Here is a 26993-nt window from a genome sequence, read left to right as displayed (position 1 = left end):
TCCGTTCCGTGACGCTTCGCGTCACTCCACATCAGTCGTCGGCCCGCTCGCTCACTCCGTTCGCTCGCGGTACAATACGTCGGATTACCGCCGTGGATCGACTCTGAATTTGAGACGAAAGACCGATTTCGATTACTGCAGCGCCTCGAGATCGAACTCGAACGCCGCGACCGGCACCTCGAGATCGTACTCGATCAGCGCCTTCGGGTGGACCTCGCCGATCACGCCGACGTCCTCGCCGTCGATCACGACCGAGGCGGTTCGACCCGAAATGAAGGCCGGATGGTCGGACGGGGGCGTCTCGAGGTTCACGTCGAAATTGCGCGCGAGCGTCTGGAGGCGCGCTTTGGCGTCCTCGTAGCCCGCGTCGTGGTTCGCGAGGACGGCCCCGACGTGGCGGCTCTCACCGACGCCGGTGTTCTCGCCGTCGTCGAGCGCCGCGCGGAAGCCGATCTCCGAGAGGTGCTGGGGGTACGAGCGGTGGGTGTTTCGCTCGAGGACCGTCATGAGCGACGGCAGCAGCCACGTCCGGAGGATGGTGTAGTCCTCGCTGTAGGGCTCCTTGATCGTCGCGGGCTCGCCGGCACCGTACGCGTCCGAATCCGGCTCGACGTCGAGGCGTTCGTAATTCTCAGCCTCGTTGCTCATGTGGAAGGTCAGCAGGTCCTCGAAGCCAAGTCCGACGAGCTGGGTGCGCACGGCGCGCTCGAGGCGCGAGCGCTCGTGACGGCCGCCGACGGTCCCCACGTCGGGGTAGGTCGGCTCGAGTTCGTTGAAGCCGTAGGCCCGCCCGAGGTCGTCGATGACGTCCAGCGGATGGAGCACGTCGACGCGGTAGGGTGGGATGGTGACCTCGTAGACGAGGTCGCCCGTTGGCGCAGCCTCGTCGATTCCCCGTGGCTCGCTCGAATCGTCCACGGAACGCCGTTCCTCGAGTCCATCTCGTTGCTCCAGCGGCGTGATGCTCTCCTCGCTGTCGCCCGTCTCTCCGTCCTCGCTTTTCGTGGCGTCGAGTCCAGATCGTTCGGCCAGATCGATCACTTCGTTGGGATCGAGGTCGATGCCGAGAACGGTCTCGATGCGGCTGTGTGCGACCGTCTTCGTCTTCGTCGAGAGATCCGGTCGGACGAGTTCGTGATCGGGATATTCCACCGTAACATCCTCGAGCGTCGCGCCGCGGGCCGAGAGCGCGTAGCAGACGATGTTCAGCATCTTGTCGATCGTCCACTGGTCGGTGCCGGTCATCTCGACGAACAGGTCTCTCGAGTCCGTCGACACCTCGGTGCGTCGGCCATTGATCACCGGCGGGAACGAGAACAGCCCGATATCGTCGTAGATCGCGGGGTAGCGGTCGTAGCCGCTGACGAGGTCGGCGTACTTCTCGCCGGTCTGGTGTTTCTCGAGGACCTCCGCGGGCGTCAGTTCCTCGTCGGAGTCGAGCGGGACGAACCGATCCTCGTCGGGTTCGACGCCGACGTACCGGATCGTCGAGGCTCCCTCGGTGGCAGAGCCACCTTTCAACATCGTCAGGTCGTGAATCCCGATCGCGCCCTTCGCGCGCTTGCGCCCCATCGTCGCGTGGAGCTTCTCCTGAAGCTGGATGAGCGAATCGAGGGCGTCCTCGTCGAGGTTCACGTCGCGGATCACCGCGCCCGTGACGTAGGGCCGTTCGTCCGGTACGGAGTCGTCGACCTCGATGGTCCACTCCGCCGAGTTCGGCGACGGCACGTGGACGCCGCGGGCGTCGCCGTACTGGTAGCGCATCGAGCGCGCGACGCCCTCGACCGAGAGCCGATCGAGTCGGTCGGGCGCGAACTCGAGTTCGAACTCGCCGTCCTCGGTGCGCCCCTCGAACTCGAGGCCGAGTCCGAACAGGTCGTCGATGAGGTCGTCGTCGCGCTTGTCCTCGTGGCCGGTCAACTCGCGCAGTTCGTCGGGATCGATATCGACGGTGGGCATCAGTAGGTCACCTCCGCGTTCCGCAGGAACTCGAGGTCGGCGAGCGTGCCGTGGAGGTCGCGGATGTCCTCGGCTCCGGTCGTCAGCATGGCCAGACGCTCCAGCGCGAGCCCCCAGGCCATCACGTCGCAGTCGACGCCCAGCGGCTCGAGCATCTCCTCGCGGAAGATGCCGGAGTTGCCGATCTCGATCAGTTCGCCCGTCGTGGGGTGGGTGCCGAACAGTTCGAAGCTGGGCTCCGTGTAGGGGTTGTAGTGGGGTTTGAACTGGATGTCCTCGATGCCGAACTGGGCGTAGAACTCCTCGAAGGTGCCCATCAGGTCCCGCACCGAGAGGTCCTCGGCCATCACCCAGCCCTCGATCTGGTAGAACTCGAGGAGGTGCGTGGCGTCGAGCGTGTCGTTTCGGTAGGCCTTCTCGACGCTGAAGAAGCGGGCGGGCGGTTCGATCTCGCCGATTTCGGTTCCGGAGAGATAGCGGGTCGACAGCGAGGTCGTGTGGCCGCGAAGCGCGAGCGCGCGGGCGAAGTCCTCGTCCCACGGCGAGTGATAGCCCTCGCTGTCCTCGCCGATCCCCTCCCGGTGGGCGCGCTCGACGCGCTCGACGAGGTCCTCCGGGAGGTCGTCGATGTGCGTCGGCCGCTCGAGGGCGAACCGGTCCCAGTGCGTGCGCGCGGGGTGATCCTGGGGCATGAACAGGCAGTCGTTGATCCAGAAGTCCGCGTCGGCGTGGGGGCCGTCCATCTCCTGGAAGCCCATGCCGACGAGGACGTCCTTGACGCGCTCGGACATCTGGCGCAGGATGTGGACCTTGCCGCCCTCGAACGCCTCGGCGTCGGCCTCGACGTTGTACTCGGCGAACTCGACGTCTTCCCACTCCCCGCTCGTGAGCAGTTCGGGCGTGACCTGCCCGACCGTCTCGGCGGTCTCGATGCCGGCCATCAGTTCGGTGACGGCGCGCTCGGTCAGCGTCACCTCGCGGACGGTCGACTCGGTGCGTTCGAGCAGTCCGCGGCGTTCGAGTTGCCCGAGGGTGTCTGCATCGACGTCGACGCTGTCGACCGGAACGGCGTCCTCGTCGATCAGCGCCTCGAGCGCGTTCGCTTCCGCGTCCGCGGCCGGATCCGCGTCCGGATCGGCCGTGATCTCGCCGCTGTCGATGACGCCGTACCCCTTGCGGGCGTAGTTCGAGAGCGCGATGTCGACCTGGGGTCCCTCGAGTCCGGAGGCGCCGATGACCCGCCCCATCTGGACCGGATCGCCATCGGCACCGGCCTCGAGCGCGGCCTCGTAGAGCCGGACTTCGGGAAGCCGCTCGTCCGCGTACGCCACGCCCTCGTCGGTGAGGGAAACCGTTTCGTCGACGCGCTCCGCGACGGCGACCAGCCCCTCCTCCTCGAGTTCGAACACCGCGCCGGTGACGGTCTCGGGAGGGAGGTCGGTCGCCGCAGCGAGGGCGTCGACGGACTCCGCCTCGTCTGCGCTCGCGGCCTCGAGGACCGCGACCTGTTGTGCTGGAAGTTGCATTCGCTTGTTCGTATGGCTGCGTGTCGGTCAGTTAGCGGTTCCGATACTGCCTGCCGAGTCGGTCCCCCGACGGGGTACGTCGTACGGTCGGTTTCGCCGCGAGCGGACGGTGTGTGCGCTCGCGGCTCCACCGGCCCGGACTCACCGGGCGAAGAAGAAGTCGAATCCCGATGCTGGCCGCTGCGGTTTGGGTGCGACACCGGTCTCGTGGGATCCGAGTACCATACCTCAGGGGAGTCGGAGTCAGTGCAAAAATCTTGTGGGTTCGTCGCACGGCGACGGCCGCCCGCCGCCGTCGAATTTGGGCTAACGCATCGCGCGAGACGTGCGAACCGACGTCGGACGACGCCGTGTCGAGCCGCAGTCACCGATTCGAGACGCGCGTCGTCTCGAGCGCGCCGGAGTCGACCCACTCGAACCCGTCTTGCTCGCCGGCCGCTTTCGCCGTCGAAACCGCGTCCGGATCGAACGATTCCGCGAATTCGATGCGGGTCTCCGTGCGTTCGACGGCGGGCAGTTCGGGGAGGAACTCGTCGTCCTCGAGCAGCCCCTCGACGGTGACGGCGCCGCCGGCGCCGAGGGCGACCCCGAGCGCGCTGTAGCGGTCGGTCTCCGTCTCGAACTCGTCGTCGGTCCCGAAGGAGTCGTTGCCGACCCGGGCGGTCTTCGAGGTCCCTGAGAGCGTGCCGAATCCGTCGTCCGATGAGGCGTCGTCTGCGGCGTCGGATCGCTCACCGCGGTCGCCTCGATCCGCCGTTCGCTCCCGCTGTGCCTCGAGCATCGAGTCGGCCACGTCCCGCGGCGACGGATCGGGGCTCGAGTCGCCGTCGCCGCTCACTCTCGAGACCGTCGGAGAGCCGCCCCGGATCTCGAAGCCGCCGGCCTCCGTCGAGGGGGACGACGTCGACGACGGCGAACCCGACGCCTCGGGCGTCGTTGCACTCGTCGTGTCGGTCGGTACCGGCCTCGAGTTCGCCGCGGCCCCCGCGCCTTCAGGTTCGGCTTCCTCGATGAGTGACGCGACCGGGGACCGCACGTCGGCCGTGTCCGAGGTGTGCGCGTCGCTACCGTCGTCGAGGCGGTCCGAACGCCGCTTCGCTCGCTCGAGCGCCCACGACGGCCACGGTCCGGCCTCGGACACCTCGTCTTGCTCGTCGGCGCTGGCGGCGTCGGTTTCGTCCGCGGGAACGTACGCTTCGAGGTCGTACTCGGGCAGCAGTGGGCGATCGAACGCCGAAATTCGCCGGCCGTAGCGTTCTCGAAGCGCCTCGAGTTCGCTCGCCTCGATCAACGCGGCCCGCCAGCGGTCGACGCCGGCCGACAGCAGGACGACCGTCGCGTCCGTCCCAGCGAGCAGCCGTTCGTCGACCGCGCGCAACACGGCGGGCAGGTTGTCGTCCGCTAACGGCGTCTGCGGATAGGTTATCGTCGTCTCCCGGGAGCGCCCGTTCGGATCCGTCGCGGTGAGCTCCAGCCTGTCCCGCCCGTTTTGGGCCGGCCCCGTCCGCGTCCACTCGAGCGACCAGCCGATCGACTCGAAGACCGCCTCGAGTTCGCGCCCCAGCGCTCGCTGGGCGTAGCGAGCCGAACAGGTGAGGCCGCGATCGCGGTGACAGATCAGCTGTCGAACCGTCGCCGTCCGATCGCGTTCGTCGGCGAGAACGTCCGCGAGGATCGCTTCGAGCGAGGCGTCGCCGCCCGCGCGACCGGGCGGCACCGTCGTGTGGTACTCCCGACGCTGGGCGCGAACGTCGGCGGGCGTGACGCCGAACGAACCGAGAATATCGGCACAGCGCACGACGTCTCGGCTCGGGCTGCCGGCTCGGCCGGTCTCCATCGACGCGGGGTACATCGTGAACGCAGATATGCTTTCTCCCTGGATTCAGTGACAAAAAATAGACGAGAGCGACTACCGCTGACGTGTCTCCTCATTCCGTCGAGGCACCCGTTGCCGTAGTGGTCTCTTCTTCTGCTATCGCTACTGTCGCCGACGGGGCGATTCGAGTTCGATGTCGGCTTCCTCGAGCAACTCCTCGACCTCCGCGCGTTTCTCCTGGTGCTCCTCGAGGAACTCCCGCATCAGCTGTGCGGCCTGCTCCTTGCAGTCGCCACAGAGGCGTTCGCCGCCGACGCACTCGTCGTAGACGCGCTTGGCGAACTCGTCGTCGTCGCCGGAGAGCAGGTAGGCGTACAGTTCGTACACCGGACACTCGTCCGCTTTGCCGCCGAGTTCGCGCTGTTTTTCGGCCGTCTCGCGGCCGCCGGTGGTCGCCGATTTCACCTTGTCGTAGCCGTCTTCGGGATCGTCGAGCAGGGAGATGTGACTTGCCGGCACGGACGAGGACATTTTCCCCCCAGTGAGGCCGGTCATGAAGCGGTGGTAGATCGACGACGGCGGCTGGAAGCCGTAACCGCCGTTGTCGACTTCGACCTGCCGGGCGAGTGCTTCGGCCTCGGCGCGGTCGATCTCGAAGGCGTCGATGTGGCTCTCGTAAACCCGCTTCTCGCCCTCGATGGCGTCGATGAGCGCGTCGAAGGCGTCGTCGGTCGCCCGCCGATCGAAGAACCGGGTGCGCGGGCGGACCGGCTCCATCCCGGCCTCGGTGAGTTTCGTCAGGACTGAACTCAGCGTGTCGGCGTCCGCGTCGATATCCGACAGCGGCGTCTCCTCGAGCGCTTCGGCGACGTGGACGCAGCGAAGATCGTCGTCGTCGAAGTCGGCGGGATCGAGTCGGTCGTAGAACTCCGCGACGAGGTCGCGCTCCGCGGGCTCGAGTTCGAAGCTGGCGTACGCCTCGCTCACCTTGAAAAAGCGCATCCGCTCGGCGAGGTCCCGTGCCAGCCGCACGTGGGGGTCCTGGTCGGGACCGACGGGGATGACCGTGGGTTTCGGTTCCTCGAGTTGCGGGTAGAGGATGTCGGCCATCTGGGTGACGACCGACTGCATGTGCGAGACGTCGGTCTCGCCGTCGAAGCCGTAGATCGCCTGGAACTCGGAGAAGTTGGCCTCGGCGCCGAGATCGAACGCCAGATCCTGCACCTCGCGGTTCGTCGACTGGCGGTAGAGTTCGCCCGCCTCGGGATCGAAGCCGAGCGCGAGCAGGGAGAGCAGGTAGCTGCGGGCGTGTTCGTCGATCTCCTTCCAGGACATGCCGCGGGCGGAGTTGGCCTCGAGGTCGGCGATCAGCGCGTAGGCGTCGGCGCCCTGCTGTTGGTGCCAGATGATCTCGTCGAAGACGAGTTTGTGGCCGATGTGGGGGTCGCCCGTCGGCATGAATCCCGAGAGGACGGCAGCGGGTTCGTCGTTCTGCAGCGCCCGTGCGACCGGTCGATAGTCCCGGTGGCCGAAGATCACGCCGCGGCGCATCAGGTAGTGCGGATGGGGGACTTCGTCCAGGACCTCGTCGAACTCCTCGATACCGAACTCCTCGAACAGTTTCCGGTAGTCGGAGACGGAAGACGAGCCCCAGGGGTCCAGCGCGACGTCGTCGGCACCGGCAGCGCCGCCGTCAGCTCGAAGCTCCGACTGCGGCTCTGCGGTCCCTTCACCTCCATCGGTCAACGGTTCCCCTGACTCGGACTCCTCGAGTGGGTCGTCTCCGGTCATTACTGATTATTTTCGCGCGCCAGTTCGCAAAAGCCTTCGGCTTCGGTTTGACGTCGAGTCCCCGGGCAGTGCCACCGCTCCGGGCAGAGTAAAGGTCACTCCCACCGAATACACCGACGATGCGGATTCAGATATTCGGCTGTGACCGAGCGATCGACGCCTCCAGGATCGACGCGGATACCGAGACGATTCGCGAGCAGGTCCGCGAGTACGAGGCTGGGAAGCGGACCGAGTTCGATCTCGAAATCGAGTATCCCGATAATTTCACGGGCGCCGTCATGCGGGCGATGACGGAGATTCCGGCCGGCGAGACGCGAACGTACGGAGATATCGCGGCGGACCTCGAGAGCGCGCCGATCGCGGTCGGACAGGCCTGCGGCCGAAATCCCGTTCCCGTGATCGTTCCCTGCCACCGGGTCGTCGGCGTCGACTCGTTGACCGGCTACATGGGTGGATTGGACCTGAAACGCGAGTTGCTCGAGCACGAGGGCGCGGTGATTCCGGGGGACCCGGCGTAGGCCGTTTGGGCACGGCGAGGCGGGTCAGCCGGCGCGGCCGTCCCTCGTCGAATCGTCGCTGTCGACGAGCGCGATCGAGCACTCGGCGACGTTCGAGGCGGCGTCTCGAGGCGTCGAAACGGTGAGTTGCAGGCCGACACTGGTACCGGGAATCTCGAGGGGCCGATCACGTCGGAGTCGGCGGACGAGCAGGGACCCACCGAACACCACGGCGAGGGCGGCGATCGTGATGATCGGGTAATCGATGGCGAGTAGGACGACGAAGAGGCCGGCGGCCACGAGGAAGCCGGCGACGATCGTGCGGCCGGTAATCGGTTCGGCTCGCGGTGGTGGGTGTCTCCACATACTGTTACAGACGGAGTCGCCCGCCATAATTGTAAGCTGAATATCATTTCTGTAACGCGGCTTACCAAACTCGATTTCAGTCGGCGACGAAACAGGTTCGTCTCGAGTATCCGTGCAACTGTTATCTCGATCGCGAACGACGGTCCGACCGTGCCCGACTTTTCCATCCTGACCGACGGAGACGTCTACTCCCAGTTCGACTACGAGACGGTCGTCGACGCGATGCACGACGCGTTCGCCGAACGCGCCGCGGGAACGCTCGAGGCCCCGCCGCGCTGGCACCTCGACGCCGGCGCGGGCGACCTCGTGTTCACCGCGGGCGCCGCGACCGGGCCGACGAACGCGGCCGGCTTTCGCGTCTACGACACGCACCCCGGCGGCGACGATCCCGCGCAACTGGTCGCGGTGTTCGACGCGACGACGGGCGCGCTCGAGGGGCTGTTCGTCGGCCACGCCGTCGGCGGCCTGCGAACCGGCGGGATCGGCGGCGTCGCGATCGACTGCCTCGCGCGCGAAGACTGTGACACCCTCGGCGTGCTCGGCAGCGGCTTCCAGGCTCGAGCGCAGGTCGGCGCGGCCTGTGCCGTCCGCGACTTCGCGGACGTATCGGTCTACAGCCCGACCCCCGAGAGCCGCGAGTCGTTCGCCGAGACGGTCGACGACGACGTCGCGCCATCCGTCCGCGCGACCGACGACCCCGAATCGGTCGTCCGCGAGGCCGACGTGCTCATCTGTGCGACCGACAGCGAGGAACCGGTCTTCGACCCCGACTGGCTCGAGTCGGGGACCCACGTGACCACGATCGGTCCGAAGTTCCGGGACGCACACGAACTCCCGCTCGAGGTGGTCGAGCGCGCCGACGTCATCGGCACCGACTCGTTCCCGCAGGTCGACGCCTACGACCGGCCGTTTCTCGTGGCGGAAGACGACCGCGGGCGAATGGTCGAACTCGCGGCGGTCCTCGAGGACGCAGACCGCGGCCGGACGAGCGACGACGAGCTCACGCTGTTCTGCTCGGTCGGCCTCGCCGGGACGGAGGTCGTTCTCGGGAAACGGTTGCTCGAGGCACTCGCGTGATCGGTCGTCGGAGCGGCGAGATCGTCCAACTCACCGCGGATAGTCGCACTTTTGGCGCGCTGAATCGCAGTTCGTCGTCGGTGAACTGCGATTCGAACCGCGAGGGACGAGTATAGGGTCGGTTGTAAGTCATTTCCGGCGCAACCGCGAACCGCCTTGCGGTTGCGCCGGTAAACAGTTACAACCGACCCTATGAGTGAACGGAGTGAACGAACGTTAGCGCGGAACCGTCGGTTCCGCGAACCATCCGAATAGTGCGAGACCTTTGGTCTCGCATACCATGCGAACGGCGGCAAAGCCGCCGTGAGCAGACGGGTGCTACGCACCCATGAGGAGAAGTCGGCTGGGGAGGACGTGAAACTCCTCGTTGCCAGTATGAGTACTGCGCTCGCCCCCGCTTCTGTCGAGTAATAGGTGCCGCCTTCGATTCACTCGGCTCGATCCCCTGCCGCTCGTAACTCCTCGAGCCGGGCCGACACCACGCCGGCCAGAACCACACCGGCGAAGACCGTCTCGCCGTCGGGTCGCGGCGCGTCCCCACCCAGAATCCCCGACCCGCCGATGGCCGACTCGAGCGTCCGCCGCCCCTCGGCGATCGCCTGCCGGTTGAGCCACGCCGTCGGGCCGCCGACGATCAGGAGTCCGCGCTCCGCGGTTTCGGGCTCACACTCGAGCGTAAGCTTCCCGCGAATCCCCTTCCGGACGACGGTCTCGACGGCGCTGACGGCCTCTCTGGTCTCGACCTCCCGCTCCGTCGGAAGAAGTCCGAGTCCGAACTTCGAGCGCTTCGTTTCGACCGTCTGTTCGGCGTAGCCGAGCGTCACGATGGCAGACTCGTTGCCGACGATCCGCTCGACGTCGCTCGCGTCGATGACGGTCTGGGCGACCGGACCGTCAGACTCGCTCCCGCTGTCGGCGAACACGGCCGCGACTCGCGTCGCCAGCTCCCGATTCGACCGATCGCGCGCGTCGGCGAGTTCCTCGCCGGGCCGGAGCCACGCCTCGTTGTCGAACGGAACGATCGCGCTCGCCAGTCCCTCGAGTCGCTCGAGCGTCTCGATCGCGTTCGTCGCCGCGTTCGGTCGCGGCGGCGTATTCTCCTCAGACGTCGCCGACGCCGTCCGCGAGCCACCGCCGAGACCGGACGGCTCGCCGGCGTCCGCGTCGAACTCGCGGTCGGCCGGCAGCGTCGCGAGGACGTACACCGACTCGTCGTAGAGCCGCTGCAGCGCCGCGACGAGCGCGGGAACCGTTCCCCCGCCGGTCGTGCCGCCGAGACCGACCGCGACGAGGAACGCGTCGGCCTCGGCCGGGGAGCCGCGCTCGAGTACCTCGAGGAGTTCCTCGGCGTGTTCCTGCCCGGTCTCTATCGCGGCCTCGAGTCCACTGTCGAACGCCGATCCCGCGCCGTACCGATAGCGGTGTGACTCGGGGAGCACCGTGCGATTCAGCGCCGCGTCGTCGGTATCGAACGCGAAGACGTCCGTGAGAAACGAGTGTCCAGCCGGCTCCGCGGCCCGGATCGCGTCGGCGATCCGACAGCCCGCGCCGCCGACGCCGATCACCTCGAGTTGCATACGGCTACCCTCTCGCGTCGGGGTTTTTATGGTTGCGCTCGCGCGAGGTCGCGACCGTCGTTCGGGGGTCGCCCGAGAGGGGCCGATCCCGCAGAGCCGCTCGAGACCCCAACTCGGGTCAGGGCGTCAGTCGCTCGACCGACCACCAGTCGATCCCTTCGTCTGCGTCGACCAGCGCGAACACTATCGTCTTGCGGACGCCGTGGGCGAGGCGAACGTCGAGCGCGAGGTCCCGCGGTTCGAAGACGTAGCCGTCGGGATGCACCCGAATCAGCAGTTCGGAGTGGCCCAGATTCTCGACGGACTCGACCTCGGCGTAGGTCCGGAAGTCGGCACCGAACTTGTAGCCCGTCTTGGGGACGACGTCGCGTTCGCGCAGTTCGGTGTAGACCGCCAGCCGTCGGGCGAACCGCTCGCCTTCGACCTCGTGGCCCCGGTCGCGGACCGCCGCCGGATCGAGGTCGATCGCCCCGCGTTCGGCGAGGTAGGCCGCCTCGAGCAGCGAACACTGGAGCGTCGGTTCGTCGTACTCCCGGCCCTCGAGCGGCTGGCCGTAGAAGGTGGTCTCGTAGAGGTCGAGCGGCGGCTCCCAGACGACGACCCGGTCGGCCAGCAGGTCGGCCTCGCAGCCGTCTGGCAACGAGGAGTCGGGGGTCGACGACCCCGACGGATCGCGCGGCGAGACGTCGAAGTACGTGATCTCGCTCTCCTCGTCGACCACCGCGAGGACGCCGTCCTCGAGTTCGCTCGCGGGGACGTCGGTTCGCTCGCCGATCACCCGCAGCGCGTACTCGACCTCGCCGTCTCGCGGTCCCTTCCCGCGGGGGAAGACCGCGAAATCGAGCGTTCCCTCGGGCGGGTCGGGAACCCACGGTTCCGCGGCCGGCGAGAGGTAGAAGCCGCGCGAGCGCAGGTCGGCGTAGACCAGAAACCGGACGCCGAACTTCTCGCCGGGTTCGCGGGCCGCGAACGAGCGAAAGTCCAGGCGTTCGCCGCTCGCGTCGTCGACGACCGCCTCGAGATCGCCACGGTAGAGTAGATGGGCCGCCTCGACCGGTGCGAGGGCGATTTCGTTCCCCTCGAGCGGATAGCCGTACCCCCGCGAATCGTGATAGCGCTGCCGCGCGTCGCTCCCCACGCGGACGACGCCCGCCTCCTCGTCGAACCGCCCCTCGAGTGTCATACGCGGGGTTCGGCCGGCCGGGACTAAGGGGCTGCGGATCGATTCCTGGTCGGTAATAGGTGCCGAGTATCGGGGGACGATACTCGAGTAACTGCGACTGATTCGACCGTCTCGAAAGCCCCTGGTGCGCTGAACTCGCGCGCCAACCCTGCGCTCCGCATCTCACTTCGTTCGATTGCGGTGCTTGCGTCGTCGGGGTTCGTCGACCGCAACGGAAGAGCAAGCTCTTCCGAGCATCGCGGACGCAAAGCGTCCGCTCAACGCCAGCCCCTTTCAGTCCCACCCGCCGCAGCGGCTGGCCGGGGGCTGTAGTGCGGTGGATGGGTCCGCCTTGGTGCGCGGTGTTGGGGTTAGTCCCCCGCCGTTGATTCGGCCTCGAGCGGCCGTTCTAACGCTTCCTCACACGTCGCGTCGAGACACCGGGTTCCGCTCTGGGTTTCGAAGGTGGGGAGCCCACAGCCGCACTCGCCGTCGACGACGCCGGCGGGGACGGCGAAGCCGGTGTCGCAGTCGGGGTAGTGCTCGCAGCCGGCGATGAGCCCGCCGCGTCGGAGGATCCGGAGGTCGCCGTCGCAGTCCGGTTCGGGACAGTCCCACTCGCGGTCGAACGCCTGTTGGACCGCCGCGTCGAGGGACTCGCAGGCCCGGTCGAGACAGACGTTGAACGCCAGCCCGCGCTCGACGCGCATCCGCGGGAGGCCACAGTCGCAGTCGCACTGCTCCTCCCGAATCGTCGCGTCTCGCGGCAGCCCGTAGCGGTCCCCACAGCCGACGCAGTGGACGCCGTTCGACCGCACGAGCGCGCCGCCACAGTCGGGGCAGCGCCCGACGGGCGTCCCGGCCGCCGAGGCCGGATAGTGCGCGAAGCCGTCCTGGTCGTGGGCGGCGATCCGCAGCGTCTGAGTGTCCTTCTTCGCCACGAGCGTGAAGTCGTTTGCGCGGTCGCTCGAGACGCTGTCGGCTCGAGTGAGCCACGCCACGGGCTGGTAGCCGTCGCTGTCGTGAACGAGAACGGTGTTGTCGGGTTTGACGATCGTCGTCACCCGGCCGCGGTACTCCTCGCGGTCAGCGTCTTCGGCGATAACGGTACAGTCGCCCGCGAGCACGCGAATCGCGTCGTCGATCATGGACGGTCTGGCCGCGGATTGGTATATAAAACCGAGGACGCGGATCGATCAGCCGCTGGACTCGTCTCGAGTCTCCGATTCCGCTGCGGCCTCGAGCGCCGTCTCGACGCCCCTGACGACGTTGCTCGCCGTCGTCCCGCCCTCGTCGCGCCAGTGAACGTCACCGTCTCCGTCGATGGCGACCGTCGTCGGATAGCTGGAAATCTCGTAGTGGTCGACGAGCGCGCCCGATTCGTCCATCCCGATGGTCCAGTCGCCGTCCTGCTCGGCCCACCAGTCGGCCAGTTCCGCCTCCGAGGGCTGTGCTCCGGCGCTCCCGTCGATGACGGAGAGGACGTGGACCGTTCCGTCGGGACCGACGTCGACCGACTCCTCGAGGCGCTCCTCGGCCTCGCCGACGCGCTCGAGGAACGCTCGGCTGGTCGGGCACGTGGTTCGAGTGAAGTTGATCAGTTGGATCTGGTCCGCGGCGGGCACGGTGACCGTCCCCGCGTCGCTGCCGGGTGCGTCGACGGTCGTAACGTCGAACGGCGGTTCGTCCCGTTCGGTTGCCGCGTCTTCGTCGCCGTTCGATCCGCTCCCGCTATCGTCGAGACAGCCGCTCAACACCGCCACTGACGGCGTCGCTGCGATGAACGAACGTCGTCTCATATCGATCCCTCGGCCGGATCGCTCGGGTGGCGAGACAACGACGCGGAGTCGGGAGTGCGTTTCCCCTGCGTGCTGCGCCGCTCGCGCTCGAGTCGTCGTGGTTGACGTCCGCGCTGGGGCGTAGCGGCGTCGTCAGTGCGTTACGTGTCTCGGCGCGCGACCGGCGGCGTGTCGCCCGGTCTATCACCCACTATTTTTGTCAACTCGTTCTAAATTCACCCGTATGGACTCTCTCGACGAGAACGAAGCCCTCGAGGACCGACTCGATCGCCTCGAGAGCGAGGTCGAGACGCTCAGACGAACGATCCGGGCGACCGACGACGGCGACGTCGAGACGGCACTTCGACCCCGATTCGAAGCCGTCGCGGGCGAACTGCAGGCGGTGCTCGCCGAGTCGAACGGCGGCCACGGCGTGATCGACACGCGAACCGGGGGCACGATCACGCCGCTCGCGGCCGATCCCGACGACGTTTCGCTCGCGGATATCGCCCACGCGCTCGCCAATCTCACTCGCTTCACGGGCCACGGGGCGGCGTTCTACAGCGTCGCCCGACACGCGGTCCACGTCAGTCACGAGGTCGAGGCTCGGGGCGGTAGTCCGGATGCGATCCGCTGGGGGCTGCTCCACGACGCCACCGAGGCCTACCTCGCGGACGTCCCCGCGCCGGTCAAACAGAGTCTGCCCGGCTACACCCGCGCCGAAGCCGAACTCGCCACGGTGGTCCGGGAGGCGTTCGATATCGCTCTCTCGAGCGCGGACGAGCGACTGGTCGACGCCGCCGACGGCGACGTCGGGCGGTACGAACTGGCCGTCCATTTCCCCGACAGCGGACACGAGAAACCGGCTCTCGAGTACGAGTCCGCCGATCTGGAGCGAGATCCAGGGGTCGACGACGACGAACTGTTCCTCCGGCGGGCTCGCGAGTTGGGTTACGAGTGAGTCCGCGTCGCTCGAATCGAGGCGACTGCGAGGGATTCGAGACGATCAGAAGATCGCACCCATCTCGATCACGACGCGTCCCACAAACCGTTCGGATTTAGTATCCCTCCTGCGGAGTATGCGGCGTGGCTCGTCCAACGCTCCTCGTCTACTGCGGGCTGCCCGGCGTCGGCAAGTCGATGGCCTCCGGCTACACCGCGGATCGACTCCCGGCGACGCGGTACCGCAGCGACGAAATTCGGAAGACGCTGTTCCCCGACCCGACCTACTCGACCGCCGAGAGCGACGCGACGTACGCCGAACTCCTCGAGCGGGCGCGTACCGACCTCGAGGCCGACTCGAACGTCGTCCTCGACGCGACGTTTCGCACGAACGCCCGCCGCGAGCAGGCGGCAGCGGCCGCTCGCGAGGCTGACGCGGACGTCCGGTTCGTCCACGTGACCTGTGCGCTCGAGGTCGTCGAGGATCGACTCGAAAACCGCACGGACTCGATCAGCGACGCCGAGTTCGAACAGCACCTGCAGTTACGCGACTCGTTCGACCCGATCGACCGAGATCACGTCGTCATCGACAACTCGGGGTCGGTCGAGGAGACACAAGCCCAACTCGACCGACTCGTGTTGTCCGCGCCCCGCGAACGGTCGACTCGGTGAGTACGAGTCCGTCGCAGGCAGTACGAGCGCGTGGCCGCGGTACGAGCACGCAACCAGCAGCAGATCCCCGCAACCGGAACCGCGGCGGCTAAGACGCTACCCTCTCGAGAGGCTACATATCCGATGACGACGATCAAGGACACCGTTCACGACTACATCGAACTCGACGCGACCGCGGAGGCGCTGCTCGACACGGCGGCGATGCAGCGGCTGCGGTCGGTTAGACAGTTGAGCACCGTCCAGCTCGTCTACCCCTCCGCGAACCACACCCGCTTCGAACACAGTCTCGGCGTCTACCACCTCGCCTCGCGCGCGGTCGACCGGCTCGACCTCGAGGCCGACCTCGCCGACCGGCTGCGCGCCGCGGCGCTGGTCCACGACGTCGGTCACGGCCCCTTCGGTCACCAGACCGAAGCCGCCATCGAGCGCCACCTCGGTCGCCACCACGACGAGATCGGGTGGCTGCTCGCCGACAGCGACCTCGGGGACGTGCTCGAGGCCCGAGGACTCGACCCCGCAGCCGTCGCGGCGACCGTCGACGGTCGCGGCCCGCTCGGGGAACTCGTCTCCGGCCCGCTGGACGTCGACCGACTGGACTACCTCGTCCGGGACGCCCACCACACCGGCGTCCCCTACGGCACGATCGACCACGCGCGCCTGCTCTACTCGCTGCGGATCGTCGACGGCGAACTCGCCCTCGAGGCGAGCGACGTCGCGACCGCGGAGAGCGCGCTGATCGCCCGGACGCTGATGAACGCGACCGTCTACCGCCACCACGTGTCGCGGATCGCGGGCGCGATGCTCGACCGCGCGAGCGAACGGCTCCTCTCGGACGGCGCCGTCGACGCCGACCGATTCGCCCGGCTGACCGACGCGGAACTGCTCGCCACGCTCGAGGACCACGCACCGACGGCCGACGTCGCGACCCGCCTGCGCGAACGGCGGCTCTACAAGCGGGCGATCTGGGCGCGTCGCGACGACGTGCCCGACCGCTTCGTCGGCCTCGAGTACGACCGCACGCGCGACCTCGAGCGCGAAATCGCCGCCGTCGCCGACGTCGATCCCGCGGCCGTCGTCGTCGACAGCCCCGCCGAGCCCAGTTCGCCCGAATCCAGGGCCCGCATCGTCGCGGACGGCGACCTGCGGCGGCTCGAGGAGCGCTCGTCGCTGGTCGCCGGGCTGGACGCCTGCGCCCGCGAAATCTGGCGGCTGGGGGTCTACGCGCGGCCGGACGTCCTCGAGTCGGTGCAGGACGCAGCTTCAGACGTGCTCGAGGTTGAGGCCGACGTCGTGCCATAACGGGTGTTCGATGTCCGTGCCTTCCTCAAGATTAGTCGAACTACGTGCAGTGGCGCGCGCTGTGCCACGGTGAGCGAATAGCGAGCTGTGGTCCAAAGACGTGCGAGGGATGAGTGAGCGAGTCTGCGAGCGAACGAATCGGCTGGGGAGGGCGTGGCGATCCCTCGTGTCCACGCGAGCAGGACGCTCGTCTCACAAACGAGTCCGGTGCGAGCGCGTATTCGATCTATTCACCTGAACCGGGCGTCTCCCGATCCCCCAACCGCCGCTCGTATTTCTCCATCGCCTCCTCGAGCGCGTCCCCGGCGTCGACCTCGAGCGAATCGGCGAGCGCAAGCAGGGCGAAGAGCACGTCGCCGATCTCGTCGGTTGCGAGTTCCAGATCCTCGGGTACAGCACCATAGCCGGTCGACGTGTTCGCGTCCTTCCCGAGTTCGCCGACCTCCGAGACGAGGTCGAGCAGGCGAAATTCGGGTGGCGCCTCGAGGTCGTATTCGTCCACGAACGCGGCCACGGCTTGCTGCTGGTCGTCCATACGGTCACGTCTGGGACCGCCCTCAAGAACCGATCGAAATTCGGTTGCGCTACCCGCGAACCAGTCGGTAGGAAATAACGTTCAAGTGAGGGTCAGCCGTACTCGAGTTCCATGACGAGCGTCCACGAACTCGAGCGAACCGCGATCGAGGCCTGTACGGTCGGCGGCGCGTATCTGCGCGAGGCCTACCGCGCGGAGGATACGGATGTCGACGCGGGCGTCCACGACGTGAAATCCAGCGCGGATACGGAGGCGGAGCGCCGGATTCTCGAGGTGATCCGCGCCGCGTTCCCCGACCACCCCATCGTCGCGGAGGAGTCGGGCCGCCACGAGGGGGCGGGCGAGTACACTTGGCTCGTGGATCCGCTGGACGGGACGAACAACTTCGAGTCGGGACTCCCGTCGTTCGCGACGGCGGTAACGGTGCTCGAGGGTGATGGCTCGAGGACCGGACTCGAGGGTGGCGACTCGGGATCCGGACTCGAGGACGCACGGCCCGTCCTCGGTGTCGTCTACGTGCCGCTGCTCGACGACCTCTACGTCGCCGCTCGAGGCGGCGGCGTCCGACATAACGGTCAGCCGATCAGCGCGGCCAGCGACGCCAGCCCGGAGACGGCGACCGCGGTCTCGGTGATCGGCCACGACGTGAAACGCCGGCCCGAACAGGCGGCCGTCTCCGAGTCGATCAATCGGGCGCTCGAGGATCGCTGCAAGCGCCGTCTCGAGAGCTGGTCGCCGACGGTCCACTGGGGGCTGCTCGCCCGCGGTCGGCTGGACGGCATCGTCTGCTACCGGCCGGACGCGGAGGAACAGCTCCTGGGGGAGCTGTTCGCGGCCGAGAGCGGGCTCCGCACTGCGGCCAGCGGGTGCCAGACCGGAGCCGATGGCGAGCATGACAGCGACCTCGCGGGCGACGGCGCGGAGTGGTTCGTCGGCGCCGCGAACGAGGCGCTGTTCGACGCGCTCCTCGAAATCGCCGAGACGAACGTCTAGCGGCCGTTCTCGCCCCTCTAGAGGCCTCCTCGACGTCCTGCGAATTCCGGCACAACACGTTTCACACGCGGGAGCGATGGTCGCGATATGGCCGACACTACCGCCGAAATCGTGTTGTTCGAAGGCTTCGACGAACTGGACGCGATCGGTCCCTACGAAGTGCTCGAGAACGCCGCCCAGGCCGGCGCCGACCTCGAGACGAATCTGGTGACCCTCGAGGAGACCGACATCGTGACCGCCAGTCACGACCTGCGCGTCGAGTCCCAGGGGACGCTGGGCCAGCCGGACATCCTGATCGTCCCCGGCGGCGGCTGGACGACGGCCAACGAGGGCGTTCGGGCGGCCGTCGAGGACGGCGAACTGCCCGGCGCCGTCGACGAGCGGTACACCGCGGGTTCGACGGTCGCCTCGGTCTGTACCGGCGCGATGGTGCTCGCCGAAGCGGACCTGCTCGAGGGCCGGCCCGCGGCGACCCACCCGGTCGCGGAGGATGACCTCGAGGCCCACGCGGCGAACGTGGTCGACGAGCGGGTCGTCGACGACGGCGACGTGCTGACCGCGGGCGGCGTCACGTCGGGGCTGGATCTGGCGCTGTGGCTCGTCGAGCGCGAGTTCGGCGAGGACGTCGCGAGCACGGTGAGCGAGGAGATGGAGTACGAGCGCGGCGAAGTGTTCGGCTAGTCGTTTTCTGCCCAGCTCCCGTTCTCAATCTGCACTCTGTGTGCATAGCGGACCGCAACACCACGAAAGCCCCTGCCGCTATCGAGTCGGGCGACTCGCTGTGCTCCTCAGCCTTGGGCTTGCGGTGCTTGCGTCGTCGGCCTTCCTCGATAGCGGCAGCCCCTTTCATTCCCACCCGTGCCGGCTGGCCGGTCGAGCCACCGCGGGTGGGAATGAAAGGGGCTGTCACGCTCGATCCCTCCCGGACGACGTAAGCACGCGACCAAAGGGAGCGCGCGCAACGAGGCCCGGAGGGTCGAGCGTGACAGGGGCTTTCGTGGTGTTCATAATCAGTTCGGCAGCGGTCAACATCGCGAATCCGAGTCTGATTGGTTGCTCCTTGCCAAACGGCTATCCGTGGCGCCCGGGTAGCCGGCCCACATGAGCGCAGTGCTGTTCGACATGGACGGCGTCCTCGTCAACAGCGAGGACTACTGGGTCGAGTTCGAGCGCGAGGACCTCTTTCCCGACGCCGTTCCCGACGACGACGTCGATCTCGCCGAGACGAGCGGGATGAACTTCCGCGAGATCTACGACTACCTCGAGGCCGAGTACGGAACCGCCATCTCCCGCGAGGAGTGGGTCGACCGATTCTCCGCCGCTGCCGAGGAAATCTACACCGAGCGCGTCGACCTCCTCGACGGGACCCACGACGTACTCGAGCAGTTGAACGAAAACGACGTCCCCACCGCACTCGTCTCCTCGTCTCCGCACGAGTGGATCAGTTGGGTCACCGATCGCTTCGACCTCGAGGATGGGTTCGACCACGTGATCAGCGCCGACGACATCGACGCGGCGAGCAAGCCGGAACCCGACGTCTTCGAGTACGCGGCCGACGAGGTCGGCGTCCCGGCCGAGGAGTGCGCCGTCGTCGAGGACTCAGAAAACGGCATCGAGGCGGCGTCTCGAGCCGAGACGACCGTTATTGCCTACCGGATCGACGCCCACGGGGACATCGATTACTCGCCGGCGGACGAGGTCGTCGATTCGGCTGCCGGGATTCGAGAGACGGTGCTCGAGTTGGCCGCGTAACTGACCGTTTTCCGCCGAAATCGATCAGTAGGCCCGCCGGAACGCGTTGTAGAGCCGGCCGACGACGACGCCGAAGACGAAGCCGTCGGCGGCTCCCCACGCGATTCCGGCGATCGTGCCGCCCTCGTCCCCCTCGAAGCCGGGGTACATATCTGCGAACAGCGCGCGCCATCGTTCGGCCACGCCGAGTCGCGAGAGCGTACCGATGAGGGCGATGCTGGCCGCCATCGTCGTTCCGAGGGAGAGCCCGAACGCGACCGGATCGAGTCGGTCGCCGTGATCGTCCATCGACTCCATCACCGGTGCCGGATCCCGCGGCTGGTTCTGTGATCGCATCACCGTACACTCTCGCCGCGTCACTGAAAGAAGGGCGACGCGCGAGTTCCGGGATCGAAACCGTTCGCTCGCCGTCCGCTCAGACGACGTCGACGATCCGCCGGTCTCGGATCGGCAGCAACGGCGCTTCCGGAAAGACGACGCTGACCGTGTACTCGAGGTCGTCCGCGTCGGCCCCGAAGACGCCGACGGGGACGGTGTCCTCGTCGCGCAGGTAGGTGCTCGTGCTGGTCATCTCGACGCCGTCATCGGGAACGTCAGTTCCCGATTGGCTCGCGGGAGCTTCGCTCCCGCGGTCGTTCACGGTCACCCGAATGCCGGCCCGGGCGGGTTCGCCGACGTTGCGGATCGTCACCTCGCGGACCTCGTTCTCGCCCGTCGCGATGGTCTCGGGGAACTCGCCCCAGTCGATCTCGATCGCGGGAAGCGACTGCGCGCCCTCGTAGACGCGCTCGGCGACGCCCTCCGAGAGGTCGGCCGAGACCAGTCCGTCGAGTCCCGCGTCCACGATATCGCCGGGCGTCGACAGCCCCTCCGTCGCCAGCTTGCTTGCGCGTCCCGGCCCGACGCCGTCGATAGCGGTCAGGCCGACCGCGTCCTCGGCGACGCCGTTCTCGATCCGGGCCTCGACCCGTCGGGCGAGGTTGGCCGCGTGCGGTCCCGCGAGTCGGTCGAGGAACGCCCCCAGCGCCGAGATGAGCCGCGTCGCGTTGCGACGGATCACCCACGCGTCGCTCGAAAGCTCCGTCGGCGTCGAGCCGTCCGCCGCACCCCGAAGGATCGCGAGCACCTTCCGCTGGCCCGCCTCGAGGTCGTCCGTCTCCCGGCCGACGAGCACCGCGTTGACCGCGTCGCGCTCGGACTGGCGGGCCGAGACCGAGTCGAACTCCTCGGCGGTCGCGACCGCCTCGAGGATATCGTCGGGCTCGAGTTCGGCTCCCTCGTCGGCCACCCGGTCGCACAGGGCTGCGAACGTCGCTGCCGTCCCGAGGCGCAGGTAGTACTTCGAGGCCAGCACGCCCCGCGGCGTCGCCTCGATCGAGAGGTTCGCGGAGTCGCCGAGTTCGACGAAGTTCCGTTCGACCAGATCGTCGAGGCAGTCCTTGACGCGTCGTTTGAGGTTTGGAAAGTCGTACTCCTCGGGTTTCGACTGGCCGCGAACGTAGTAGAAGGTGGTCTCAAGCCAGTCCATCACTTCGCTGAGATCGGTGATCGTTCCCATCGCGATCTCGGCGTTGAGGTGGGTTTCCAGTGTCTCCGCAAGGCGGGACTCGATCTCCTTCCCGTCCCGGAGCAGCCGCCGGTACTTGTCCGCGTCCGCGGCGTCGCAGACGACCCAGCCGTAGCCGACGTCGTCGTAGCCCGGCCGACCCGCGCGGCCGAGCATCTGGAGGACGTCGAGGGGGCTCATGTCGACCTCGCCCTCGAGCGGGTCGTGGATTTTCGTGTCCCGGATCACGACGCAGCGGGCGGGGAGGTTGACGCCCCAGGCCAGCGTCGAGGTCGAAAACAGCAGTTCGACGTGGCCCGCCTTGAACCACTCCTCGACGAGGTCGCGGTCGTTCTTCGAGAGACCCGCGTGGTGGAAGGCGACGCCGTCCAGCACGGAGTTTCGGAGGGTGTCGTTCTCGAGTTCCTTCGAATCGGTGTGAAAGTCGTAGTCGCCGCGGGCGCCCATCGGGATGTCGCGTTCGGCGATCTCGTCTCGAGCCTTCTTGGCCGCTTGCACGGTGTCCTGTCGGGAGGAGACGAAGACGAGCGACTGGCCGTCCTCCCGGAGGTGTGGCTCCGCGAGGTCGATCGCCCGGTAGAGGCGTCGGTACTTGTCCGCGAAGGAGTTCTCGCCGTGCGTGTAGGTCTTGACACCCGATTTGAGGTCGACGGGCCGATAGCTCTCGTCGAACTCGAAGGTGGTCTCGCCGGGCGCGTCGAGCCACGCCGCCACGTCGTCGACGTTCGGCATCGTCGCCGAGAGGGCGACGACGCGGGGGTCACAGAGCCGCCGGAGCCGAGAGATCGTGACCTCGAGCACCGAGCCCCGTCGATCCGCGTCGAGCAGGTGGACCTCGTCGATGACGCAGACGTCGATGTCGGTGACGAAGTCGTAGCGTCGGGAGTCGTGTTTGCGGGTCGCCGAGTCGAGTTTCTCGGGCGTCATCACGAGGATGTCCGCGCGCCGCGCGCGCCGCGGGTTCAGGTCCCGCTCGCCGGTGACGACGTACACCGAGTAGTCGAGTTCCTCGAATCGGTCCCAGTCGTCTTCTTTCTCGTTCGTCAGCGCTCGCAGCGGCGCGATAAACAGCGCGGTCCCGCCGTCGGCGAGCGCCTTACAGATCGCCAGTTCCGCGAGCGCGGTCTTGCCCGAGGCCGTCGGCGCGCTCGCGACCACGTTCTCGTCGGACTCGAGCAGTCCTGGCAGTGCCTCGCGTTGCATTCGGTTGAACTCCTCGAAGGCAAAGGCGTCCGCGAAATCGGGGAGAACCTCGGCGACCTCCATCACCCTCAAACGGGGAGTGACGGGTCAAAGGCGTTTCCTTCGAGGCGCGATTCGGGAGTGGCGACGGGACGACTGCCGTTTCGCCTTCACCGGGAGTCGAACGCGGTCGCGAGCACGGCGCCCGCAGTGGCGAACACCAGCGGGTAGAAGATACCACCGAGAACGATCGCGGGCAGAAGTTCCGGTGCGACCGAGCCGCTCGCTTCGATGCCGAAGACCGATCCCTCGGAACTGGACTCGGCGACGAGCGCACCGAGGCCCACCACGACCGCGTAGCCGACGGTTACCGGCGCGCCGACGGTGACGGCCTCGCCGATATCGGCGACGTTCCACCGTCGGACCAGCACGGCTCCCGTTCCGAGCAAGACGAGCGGCGGGACGACGTACAGCAGCGTCGCGCTCGTCGAGCCGGACTCGGCGATGAAGTCGACGGTGCTCGAGCCGCCGAACGAGCCGAACGAGCCGGTGGTCTCCACGTCGACCAGATGCGCGTTGTAGAAGTACCAGGCGACACCCTTCCAGTCGGCGACGTCACCGCCGAAGACGTCGCGGACCTCGTCGACGATCAGCACGTACGTCACGAGGTAGCCGATCGCGGCGGCCAGGACGCCGAGTCCCGCACTCGCCGCGACGCTCGAACCGCGCGATACCGGGCCGTCGTTGGCCGTCGCCAGTCGTGACGCCATTGTATCGACCCCGGAAGCGGGTTGATCTAATGGGCTTTGTGGTTCGACTCGAGAGGAATCGGTGCCCGTCGACTGTTCGTCGTCCACTTCGTGACTCCGGTCACACGCAAAAGGCGTCGATTCGGTCGTCCCGTTCCGGTCGGCCTACAGTTTCACTTCACCGGTGTTGATTTTCCCCGCCTGGATGTAGGCGTCGGCCGCGGCGGCGATGTGAATCAGCGGCGCCATGAACATAATGATGAATCCGACGAGCAGGAACATCATGATCACCGTGAACACCCAGAACGCGACGTAGATGCCGAGGAAGGCGAGTCCGCGAGTGGTCTGTCCGTTGTAAATTTGCCCGACGCCGGGAATGAGAAACGAAATGAGCGCCGCGAGGATTTCGTTCGTCTCTTCGTCGTTCGTAGTTGCTGCTGCGGTTGCTTCTGCCATCGGTGTATACCTGTTCGAGATACCAATGAACCCCAGATATAACTTTCGGCTATAACGAATGTAACTGGTACCGATAGTTTCGTCCGGCCGAACACGTCCGACGGCGTTTTTCCGCTCGCTCGCGCTCGTATTCGCGGTTCTCCCCCGGAATACCGACGATCGGTCACCGGTTCAGACGACCGACTCGTCGGTCGACGTCATCTCGAGTTGGTCGCTCAACAGGCTCGAGGCGCGTTCGGGTTCGGGCACGCGCTCGAAGACGAGTTCCGGGTCACCGGAGCCGGCGGTGTAGACGGTCAGATCGCCGTAGCCGAGCGCGCGGCCGGTTATATCCTGACTGAGGCTGATGTTCTGGACGCGGTCGAGACGAAACTGGGTGACGTCCCTCGAGATCACGCCGTGTTTCTTGTACAGCTCCGAGGTGGTGATCACGTAGCGGGTGTTCGTCCAGACGAGATAGCGGGCGCCCGCCAGCGCGATCCCCCCTATCAGGAGGAGCACGCCGAGAATCGTCAGAAACCCGGCGCCGCCGCTCGCGGTCCAGCCGGTGAGGACGAGTCCGAGCAGTGCGAGGACGACTCCGACCGGGAGCCCCGCACCCATCGTGATCGGGTGGGGACGGCTCTCCCAGACGACGTCGTCGTCGTCGCTGATGTGGAACCAGTCGGGAGTCGTGCTGAAGGCCATCGATCGTGGCTATTTCACTCACTCTGGTAAAGCTATCGGGGGTACGTACCGCTTACCCTCACGAAATCCGGAGAGACACGCGTTCGAGCGTTTTCGAGAGCCGTCGGATTCGCGGATCACGGGTACCGAACGTCGCCGAATCGATCGATCAGTCGCGGATACGTGAACGTTCTCGAATCGACCCCCGGAATCACCGCGGCAACTGATCTCCGAAACCACCACGGTTTTTCACCGCGCGTCCCCTTGTCGGGGTATGAGCAGCGCACGCAAGCCCGACTGGCTGAAGATGCGGCCGCCGTCGGGCCGGGAGTTCACGGACATCCGGGAGACGCTGCGCGAGCGCAACTTACACACCGTCTGCGAGGAAGCCAACTGCCCGAATCTGGGCGAGTGTTGGTCCGGCGGCGCCGGAACCGGCGAGGGCGAAGGCGGGACGGCGACGTTCATGCTGATGGGCGATCGCTGTTCTCGGGCCTGTAACTTCTGTGACGTCGAGACCGGCGGGATGGAACCGCTCGATCCCGACGAACCCGAAAACGTCGCCGACGCGGTCGCCGAGATCGGACTGGACTACGTCGTCCTGACGAGCGTCGACCGGGACGACCTGCCGGATCAGGGCGCGGGTCACTTCGCGGAGACGATTCGCGAGATCAAGGACCGACATCCGGGCATCCTCGTGGAAGTCCTCATTCCCGACTTTCAGGGCGAAGAACGGCTCGTCCGGAAGATCATCGACGCCGATCCGGACGTGATCGCTCACAACGTCGAGACCGTCGAACGCCTGCAGTTTCCCGTCCGGGATCGACGAGCGGGATACGAACAGAGCCTCGGCGTTCTCGAGCAGGTCGACCGCGAGTCCGACATCTACACCAAAACCTCGATCATGCTCGGTCACGGCGAGTACGACCACGAGGTCTACCAGACGATGGCGGACCTGCGCGAGCGCGGGGTCGACATCGTGACGCTGGGACAGTATCTGCGGCCCTCGCGGGATCACCTCGAGGTGCGACGCTACGACCACCCGGACAAGTACGAGACCTGGCGGCGGGTCGCCGAGGACGAGTTGGGGTTCCTCTACTGCGCCAGCGGTCCGATGGTGCGCTCGTCGTACAAGGCCGGCGAACTGTTCGTCGACGCCGTGCTTCGGGAGGGCAAGAGCGTCGAGGAAGCGAGAGCCGACGCGCGCGACTCGAGCGTACGGCAGACCGAGCGAACCGGGTCCTGAGTGAGAGACGGCGCCTCGTTGCGACCGCTGTGGCGCTTGTCAACGTATCACTTCCTATTAAACTCCCGCTTTGTCCAGTCTTCGCTCTCCCCTCGATCCAAAATTAGACGAATGATTTGTAATATCCATATCTGAACAACCCCATCCGGATCTGGTGGAAAGTAACCGATATTTCTGTGCGTGGTTGGCAAGAATCTCTCGCATAGTAAACTTTTTTGGGAAACTCCTTTATCCCGAGCGATAGTTCCCTAGGGTATGTACAGGTGGGTTTACCCGTGAGTACGATACAGCGCAGTCCCCGGGACCGAATACAGGTACTCGACGAAGCCGGTCGGGTCCTCGAGGGCGCCGAGGTGCCCGACCTGAGCGCCGAGGAACTCGTCCAGATGTACGAACAGATGCGGCTGATTCGCCACTTCGACGAGCGGGCGGTGAGCCTCCAGCGACAGGGGCGAATGGGAACGTATCCGCCGCTATCGGGCCAGGAGGGCGCGCAGATCGGCAGCGCCTACGCGCTCGAAGAGGAAGACTGGGTGTTCCCCAGTTACCGCGAACACGGCACTGCGCTGGTCCGAGGAATGACGCTGGAGCGAACGTTACTCTACTGGATGGGTCACGAGCAGGGCAACCAGATCCCCGACGACGCCAACATCTTCACGGTCGCCGTGCCCATCGCGACCCAGATCCCCCACGCGACGGGGGCCGCCTGGGCCTCGAAGCTCAAGGGCGAGGAGAAGGCGTTCCTCTGTTACTTCGGCGACGGCGCGACGAGCGAGGGCGACTTCCACGAGGGGCTCAACTTCGCCGGCGTCTTCGATACGCCGAACGTCTTCTTCTGTAACAACAACCAGTGGGCGATCTCGGTCCCTCGAGAGCGCCAGACGGCCAGCGACACCTTAGCACAGAAGGCCGAAGCCTACGGCTTCGAGGGCGTCCAGGTCGACGGGATGGATCCGCTCGCGGTGTACAAAGTCACCCGCGAGGCCATCGAGAAGGCCAAGAACCCGGGCAAGGGTGAACTCCGGCCGACGCTCATCGAGGCGGTCCAGTACCGGTTCGGCGCCCACACCACCGCGGACGATCCGTCCGTCTACCGCGACGACGACGAGGTCGAACGCTGGAAGCAGAAGGACCCGATCCCGCGCCTCGAGACCTACCTCCGGAACGAGGGGATCCTCGACGACGAACGCGTCGAGGAGATCGAATCGGAGATTCAGGCGGACGTGGCCGACGCGATCGACACCGCGGAGTCGATCGCCCGACCCGATCCCGAGGAGATCTTCGCGCACGTCTACGAGGGGATGCCCAAGCGGTTACAGCGCCAACTCGAGTACTTCGAATCGATTCGCGAACGACACGGCGACGACGCGCTCCTGGAGTGATAT

25 protein-coding genes are annotated in these 26993 nt (G+C 66.9%); 10 read left to right on the top strand and 15 right to left on the bottom strand.

Annotated features, from left to right (window positions below):
* Positions 1-132 precede the first annotated feature (132 nt).
* From ACSFC7_RS02280 to ACSFC7_RS02265, 4 genes are all read right to left on the bottom strand, one after another.
* Positions 133-1959: a phenylalanine--tRNA ligase subunit beta gene (locus ACSFC7_RS02280; RefSeq protein ID WP_436346148.1), complete on the bottom strand. Its 1827-nt coding sequence runs from the start codon at positions 1957-1959 to the stop codon at positions 133-135.
* Complete coding sequence (locus tag ACSFC7_RS02275; protein WP_436346147.1) at positions 1959-3485, bottom strand: phenylalanine--tRNA ligase subunit alpha; 1527 nt, start codon at positions 3483-3485, stop codon at positions 1959-1961. The genes ACSFC7_RS02280 and ACSFC7_RS02275 overlap by 1 nt, the downstream gene beginning before the upstream one ends.
* Positions 3486-3849: 364 nt before the next feature.
* Complete coding sequence (locus ACSFC7_RS02270) at positions 3850-5322, bottom strand: hypothetical protein (protein ID WP_436346146.1); 1473 nt, start codon at positions 5320-5322, stop codon at positions 3850-3852.
* A gap of 141 nt (positions 5323-5463) precedes the next feature.
* The gene (locus tag ACSFC7_RS02265; RefSeq protein ID WP_436346145.1) at positions 5464-7092 is read right to left on the bottom strand and encodes a tryptophan--tRNA ligase; all 1629 of its coding nucleotides are present in this window, start codon (positions 7090-7092) and stop codon (positions 5464-5466) included.
* 119 nt (positions 7093-7211) lie between these two features.
* Here ACSFC7_RS02265 and ACSFC7_RS02260 point away from each other — a divergent pair, with 119 nt between their 5' ends.
* A complete protein-coding gene (locus ACSFC7_RS02260; protein ID WP_436346144.1) occupies positions 7212-7610 on the top strand; it encodes a methylated-DNA--[protein]-cysteine S-methyltransferase in 399 nt (132 codons plus the stop codon).
* Positions 7611-7634: 24 nt separating this feature from the next.
* On the opposite strand, the gene ACSFC7_RS02255 is transcribed toward ACSFC7_RS02260, so the two are convergent.
* On the bottom strand, positions 7635-7955 hold the full coding sequence (locus tag ACSFC7_RS02255; RefSeq protein ID WP_436346143.1) for a hypothetical protein: 321 nt from the start codon (positions 7953-7955) through the stop codon (positions 7635-7637).
* Positions 7956-8105: 150 nt separating this feature from the next.
* Here ACSFC7_RS02255 and ACSFC7_RS02250 point away from each other — a divergent pair, with 150 nt between their 5' ends.
* Positions 8106-9032 carry an ornithine cyclodeaminase family protein gene (locus ACSFC7_RS02250; protein ID WP_436346142.1) on the top strand — a complete coding sequence of 309 codons (927 nt, stop codon included), beginning with the start codon at positions 8106-8108 and terminating at the stop codon, positions 9030-9032.
* 428 nt (positions 9033-9460) lie between these two features.
* Here ACSFC7_RS02250 and ACSFC7_RS02245 read toward each other — a convergent pair whose 3' ends face one another.
* The 4 genes from ACSFC7_RS02245 to ACSFC7_RS02230 form a co-directional block, all read right to left on the bottom strand.
* Complete coding sequence (locus tag ACSFC7_RS02245; RefSeq protein ID WP_436346141.1) at positions 9461-10609, bottom strand: cell division protein FtsZ; 1149 nt, start codon at positions 10607-10609, stop codon at positions 9461-9463.
* Between the two features lie 118 nt (positions 10610-10727).
* On the bottom strand, positions 10728-11792 hold the full coding sequence (gene endA, locus ACSFC7_RS02240; protein WP_436346140.1) for a tRNA-intron lyase: 1065 nt from the start codon (positions 11790-11792) through the stop codon (positions 10728-10730).
* 350 nt (positions 11793-12142) lie between these two features.
* Positions 12143-12919, bottom strand: coding sequence for a DUF91 domain-containing protein (locus ACSFC7_RS02235; protein ID WP_436346139.1), 777 nt, complete (start codon positions 12917-12919; stop codon positions 12143-12145).
* A 48-nt stretch (positions 12920-12967) separates the two neighbouring features.
* A complete protein-coding gene (locus ACSFC7_RS02230) occupies positions 12968-13570 on the bottom strand; it encodes a TlpA family protein disulfide reductase (protein WP_436346138.1) in 603 nt (200 codons plus the stop codon).
* A gap of 223 nt (positions 13571-13793) precedes the next feature.
* Between ACSFC7_RS02230 and ACSFC7_RS02225 the strand changes: the two genes are divergently transcribed.
* From ACSFC7_RS02225 to ACSFC7_RS02215, 3 genes are all read left to right on the top strand, one after another.
* Entirely contained in the window at positions 13794-14510 is a 717-nt protein-coding gene (locus ACSFC7_RS02225; protein WP_436346137.1) for a hypothetical protein, read from the top strand.
* A 125-nt stretch (positions 14511-14635) separates the two neighbouring features.
* Positions 14636-15163 (top strand): AAA family ATPase, encoded by a 528-nt coding sequence (locus ACSFC7_RS02220; RefSeq protein ID WP_436346136.1) that lies wholly within the window; start codon positions 14636-14638, stop codon positions 15161-15163.
* Positions 15164-15286: 123 nt separating this feature from the next.
* Positions 15287-16462 (top strand): HD domain-containing protein, encoded by a 1176-nt coding sequence (locus ACSFC7_RS02215; RefSeq protein WP_436346135.1) that lies wholly within the window; start codon positions 15287-15289, stop codon positions 16460-16462.
* A gap of 226 nt (positions 16463-16688) precedes the next feature.
* Here ACSFC7_RS02215 and ACSFC7_RS02210 read toward each other — a convergent pair whose 3' ends face one another.
* A complete protein-coding gene (locus ACSFC7_RS02210) occupies positions 16689-16997 on the bottom strand; it encodes a MazG nucleotide pyrophosphohydrolase domain-containing protein (protein WP_436346134.1) in 309 nt (102 codons plus the stop codon).
* Positions 16998-17108: 111 nt separating this feature from the next.
* On the opposite strand from ACSFC7_RS02210, the gene ACSFC7_RS02205 reads away from it, so the two are divergent.
* The 3 genes from ACSFC7_RS02205 (at position 17109) to ACSFC7_RS02195 (ending at position 19742) form a co-directional block, all read left to right on the top strand.
* Positions 17109-17990, top strand: coding sequence for an inositol monophosphatase family protein (locus ACSFC7_RS02205; RefSeq protein ID WP_436346133.1), 882 nt, complete (start codon positions 17109-17111; stop codon positions 17988-17990).
* Positions 17991-18077: 87 nt separating this feature from the next.
* Positions 18078-18671 carry a DJ-1/PfpI family protein gene (locus tag ACSFC7_RS02200; protein ID WP_436346132.1) on the top strand — a complete coding sequence of 198 codons (594 nt, stop codon included), beginning with the start codon at positions 18078-18080 and terminating at the stop codon, positions 18669-18671.
* 420 nt (positions 18672-19091) lie between these two features.
* Entirely contained in the window at positions 19092-19742 is a 651-nt protein-coding gene (locus ACSFC7_RS02195) for an HAD family hydrolase (RefSeq protein WP_436346131.1), read from the top strand.
* A 24-nt stretch (positions 19743-19766) separates the two neighbouring features.
* On the opposite strand, the gene ACSFC7_RS02190 is transcribed toward ACSFC7_RS02195, so the two are convergent.
* The 5 genes from ACSFC7_RS02190 to ACSFC7_RS02170 all read right to left on the bottom strand — a co-directional run bounded on the left by ACSFC7_RS02190 (position 19767) and on the right by ACSFC7_RS02170 (position 24383).
* The gene (locus ACSFC7_RS02190) at positions 19767-20078 is read right to left on the bottom strand and encodes a bacteriophage holin (RefSeq protein ID WP_436346130.1); all 312 of its coding nucleotides are present in this window, start codon (positions 20076-20078) and stop codon (positions 19767-19769) included.
* A 79-nt stretch (positions 20079-20157) separates the two neighbouring features.
* On the bottom strand, positions 20158-22575 hold the full coding sequence (locus tag ACSFC7_RS02185; protein WP_436346129.1) for a DEAD/DEAH box helicase: 2418 nt from the start codon (positions 22573-22575) through the stop codon (positions 20158-20160).
* 86 nt (positions 22576-22661) lie between these two features.
* Complete coding sequence (locus ACSFC7_RS02180) at positions 22662-23261, bottom strand: hypothetical protein (protein ID WP_436346128.1); 600 nt, start codon at positions 23259-23261, stop codon at positions 22662-22664.
* A gap of 144 nt (positions 23262-23405) precedes the next feature.
* Positions 23406-23696: a hypothetical protein gene (locus tag ACSFC7_RS02175; RefSeq protein WP_436346127.1), complete on the bottom strand. Its 291-nt coding sequence runs from the start codon at positions 23694-23696 to the stop codon at positions 23406-23408.
* A 171-nt stretch (positions 23697-23867) separates the two neighbouring features.
* Positions 23868-24383 carry a PH domain-containing protein gene (locus tag ACSFC7_RS02170; RefSeq protein ID WP_436346126.1) on the bottom strand — a complete coding sequence of 172 codons (516 nt, stop codon included), beginning with the start codon at positions 24381-24383 and terminating at the stop codon, positions 23868-23870.
* Positions 24384-24636: 253 nt separating this feature from the next.
* On the opposite strand from ACSFC7_RS02170, the gene lipA reads away from it, so the two are divergent.
* Both lipA and pdhA read left to right on the top strand, forming a co-directional pair.
* The gene (lipA, locus tag ACSFC7_RS02165; RefSeq protein ID WP_436346125.1) at positions 24637-25608 is read left to right on the top strand and encodes a lipoyl synthase; all 972 of its coding nucleotides are present in this window, start codon (positions 24637-24639) and stop codon (positions 25606-25608) included.
* A gap of 275 nt (positions 25609-25883) precedes the next feature.
* Positions 25884-26990, top strand: a complete 1107-nt coding sequence (gene pdhA, locus ACSFC7_RS02160) for a pyruvate dehydrogenase (acetyl-transferring) E1 component subunit alpha (protein ID WP_436346124.1) — start codon at positions 25884-25886, stop codon at positions 26988-26990.
* The last annotated feature ends 3 nt before the right edge of the window (positions 26991-26993 follow it).

It is taken from the genome of Natronorubrum halobium (assembly GCF_051351675.1).
Lineage (GTDB): Archaea > Halobacteriota > Halobacteria > Halobacteriales > Natrialbaceae > Natronorubrum.
Note: the sequence above shows the minus strand (reverse complement) of the source record. Positions and strands in the feature narration are given on the sequence as shown.

Bases quoted from the DNA above. Each gene is read 5' to 3' on its own strand.
- ACSFC7_RS02230 (WP_436346138.1), bottom strand. From the start codon at position 13,570: ATGAGACGACGTTCGTTCATCGCAGCGACGCCGTCAGTGGCGGTGTTG.
- ACSFC7_RS02280 (WP_436346148.1), bottom strand. From the start codon at position 1,959: ATGCCCACCGTCGATATCGATCCCGACGAACTGCGCGAGTTGACCGGC.
- ACSFC7_RS02260 (WP_436346144.1), top strand. From the start codon at position 7,212: ATGCGGATTCAGATATTCGGCTGTGACCGAGCGATCGACGCCTCCAGG.
- ACSFC7_RS02265 (WP_436346145.1), bottom strand. From the start codon at position 7,092: ATGACCGGAGACGACCCACTCGAGGAGTCCGAGTCAGGGGAACCGTTG.
- ACSFC7_RS02205 (WP_436346133.1), top strand. From the start codon at position 17,109: ATGACGAGCGTCCACGAACTCGAGCGAACCGCGATCGAGGCCTGTACG.
- ACSFC7_RS02180 (WP_436346128.1), bottom strand. From the start codon at position 23,261: ATGGCGTCACGACTGGCGACGGCCAACGACGGCCCGGTATCGCGCGGT.
- ACSFC7_RS02175 (WP_436346127.1), bottom strand. From the start codon at position 23,696: ATGGCAGAAGCAACCGCAGCAGCAACTACGAACGACGAAGAGACGAAC.
- lipA (WP_436346125.1), top strand. From the start codon at position 24,637: ATGAGCAGCGCACGCAAGCCCGACTGGCTGAAGATGCGGCCGCCGTCG.
- ACSFC7_RS02215 (WP_436346135.1), top strand. From the start codon at position 15,287: ATGACGACGATCAAGGACACCGTTCACGACTACATCGAACTCGACGCG.
- ACSFC7_RS02185 (WP_436346129.1), bottom strand. From the start codon at position 22,575: ATGGAGGTCGCCGAGGTTCTCCCCGATTTCGCGGACGCCTTTGCCTTC.
- ACSFC7_RS02275 (WP_436346147.1), bottom strand. From the start codon at position 3,485: ATGCAACTTCCAGCACAACAGGTCGCGGTCCTCGAGGCCGCGAGCGCA.
- ACSFC7_RS02270 (WP_436346146.1), bottom strand. From the start codon at position 5,322: ATGGAGACCGGCCGAGCCGGCAGCCCGAGCCGAGACGTCGTGCGCTGT.
- ACSFC7_RS02235 (WP_436346139.1), bottom strand. From the start codon at position 12,919: ATGATCGACGACGCGATTCGCGTGCTCGCGGGCGACTGTACCGTTATC.
- ACSFC7_RS02225 (WP_436346137.1), top strand. From the start codon at position 13,794: ATGGACTCTCTCGACGAGAACGAAGCCCTCGAGGACCGACTCGATCGC.
- ACSFC7_RS02190 (WP_436346130.1), bottom strand. From the start codon at position 20,078: ATGCGATCACAGAACCAGCCGCGGGATCCGGCACCGGTGATGGAGTCG.
- ACSFC7_RS02245 (WP_436346141.1), bottom strand. From the start codon at position 10,609: ATGCAACTCGAGGTGATCGGCGTCGGCGGCGCGGGCTGTCGGATCGCC.
- ACSFC7_RS02170 (WP_436346126.1), bottom strand. From the start codon at position 24,383: ATGGCCTTCAGCACGACTCCCGACTGGTTCCACATCAGCGACGACGAC.
- ACSFC7_RS02255 (WP_436346143.1), bottom strand. From the start codon at position 7,955: ATGTGGAGACACCCACCACCGCGAGCCGAACCGATTACCGGCCGCACG.
- endA (WP_436346140.1), bottom strand. From the start codon at position 11,792: ATGACACTCGAGGGGCGGTTCGACGAGGAGGCGGGCGTCGTCCGCGTG.
- ACSFC7_RS02195 (WP_436346131.1), top strand. From the start codon at position 19,092: ATGAGCGCAGTGCTGTTCGACATGGACGGCGTCCTCGTCAACAGCGAG.
- ACSFC7_RS02200 (WP_436346132.1), top strand. From the start codon at position 18,078: ATGGCCGACACTACCGCCGAAATCGTGTTGTTCGAAGGCTTCGACGAA.
- ACSFC7_RS02210 (WP_436346134.1), bottom strand. From the start codon at position 16,997: ATGGACGACCAGCAGCAAGCCGTGGCCGCGTTCGTGGACGAATACGAC.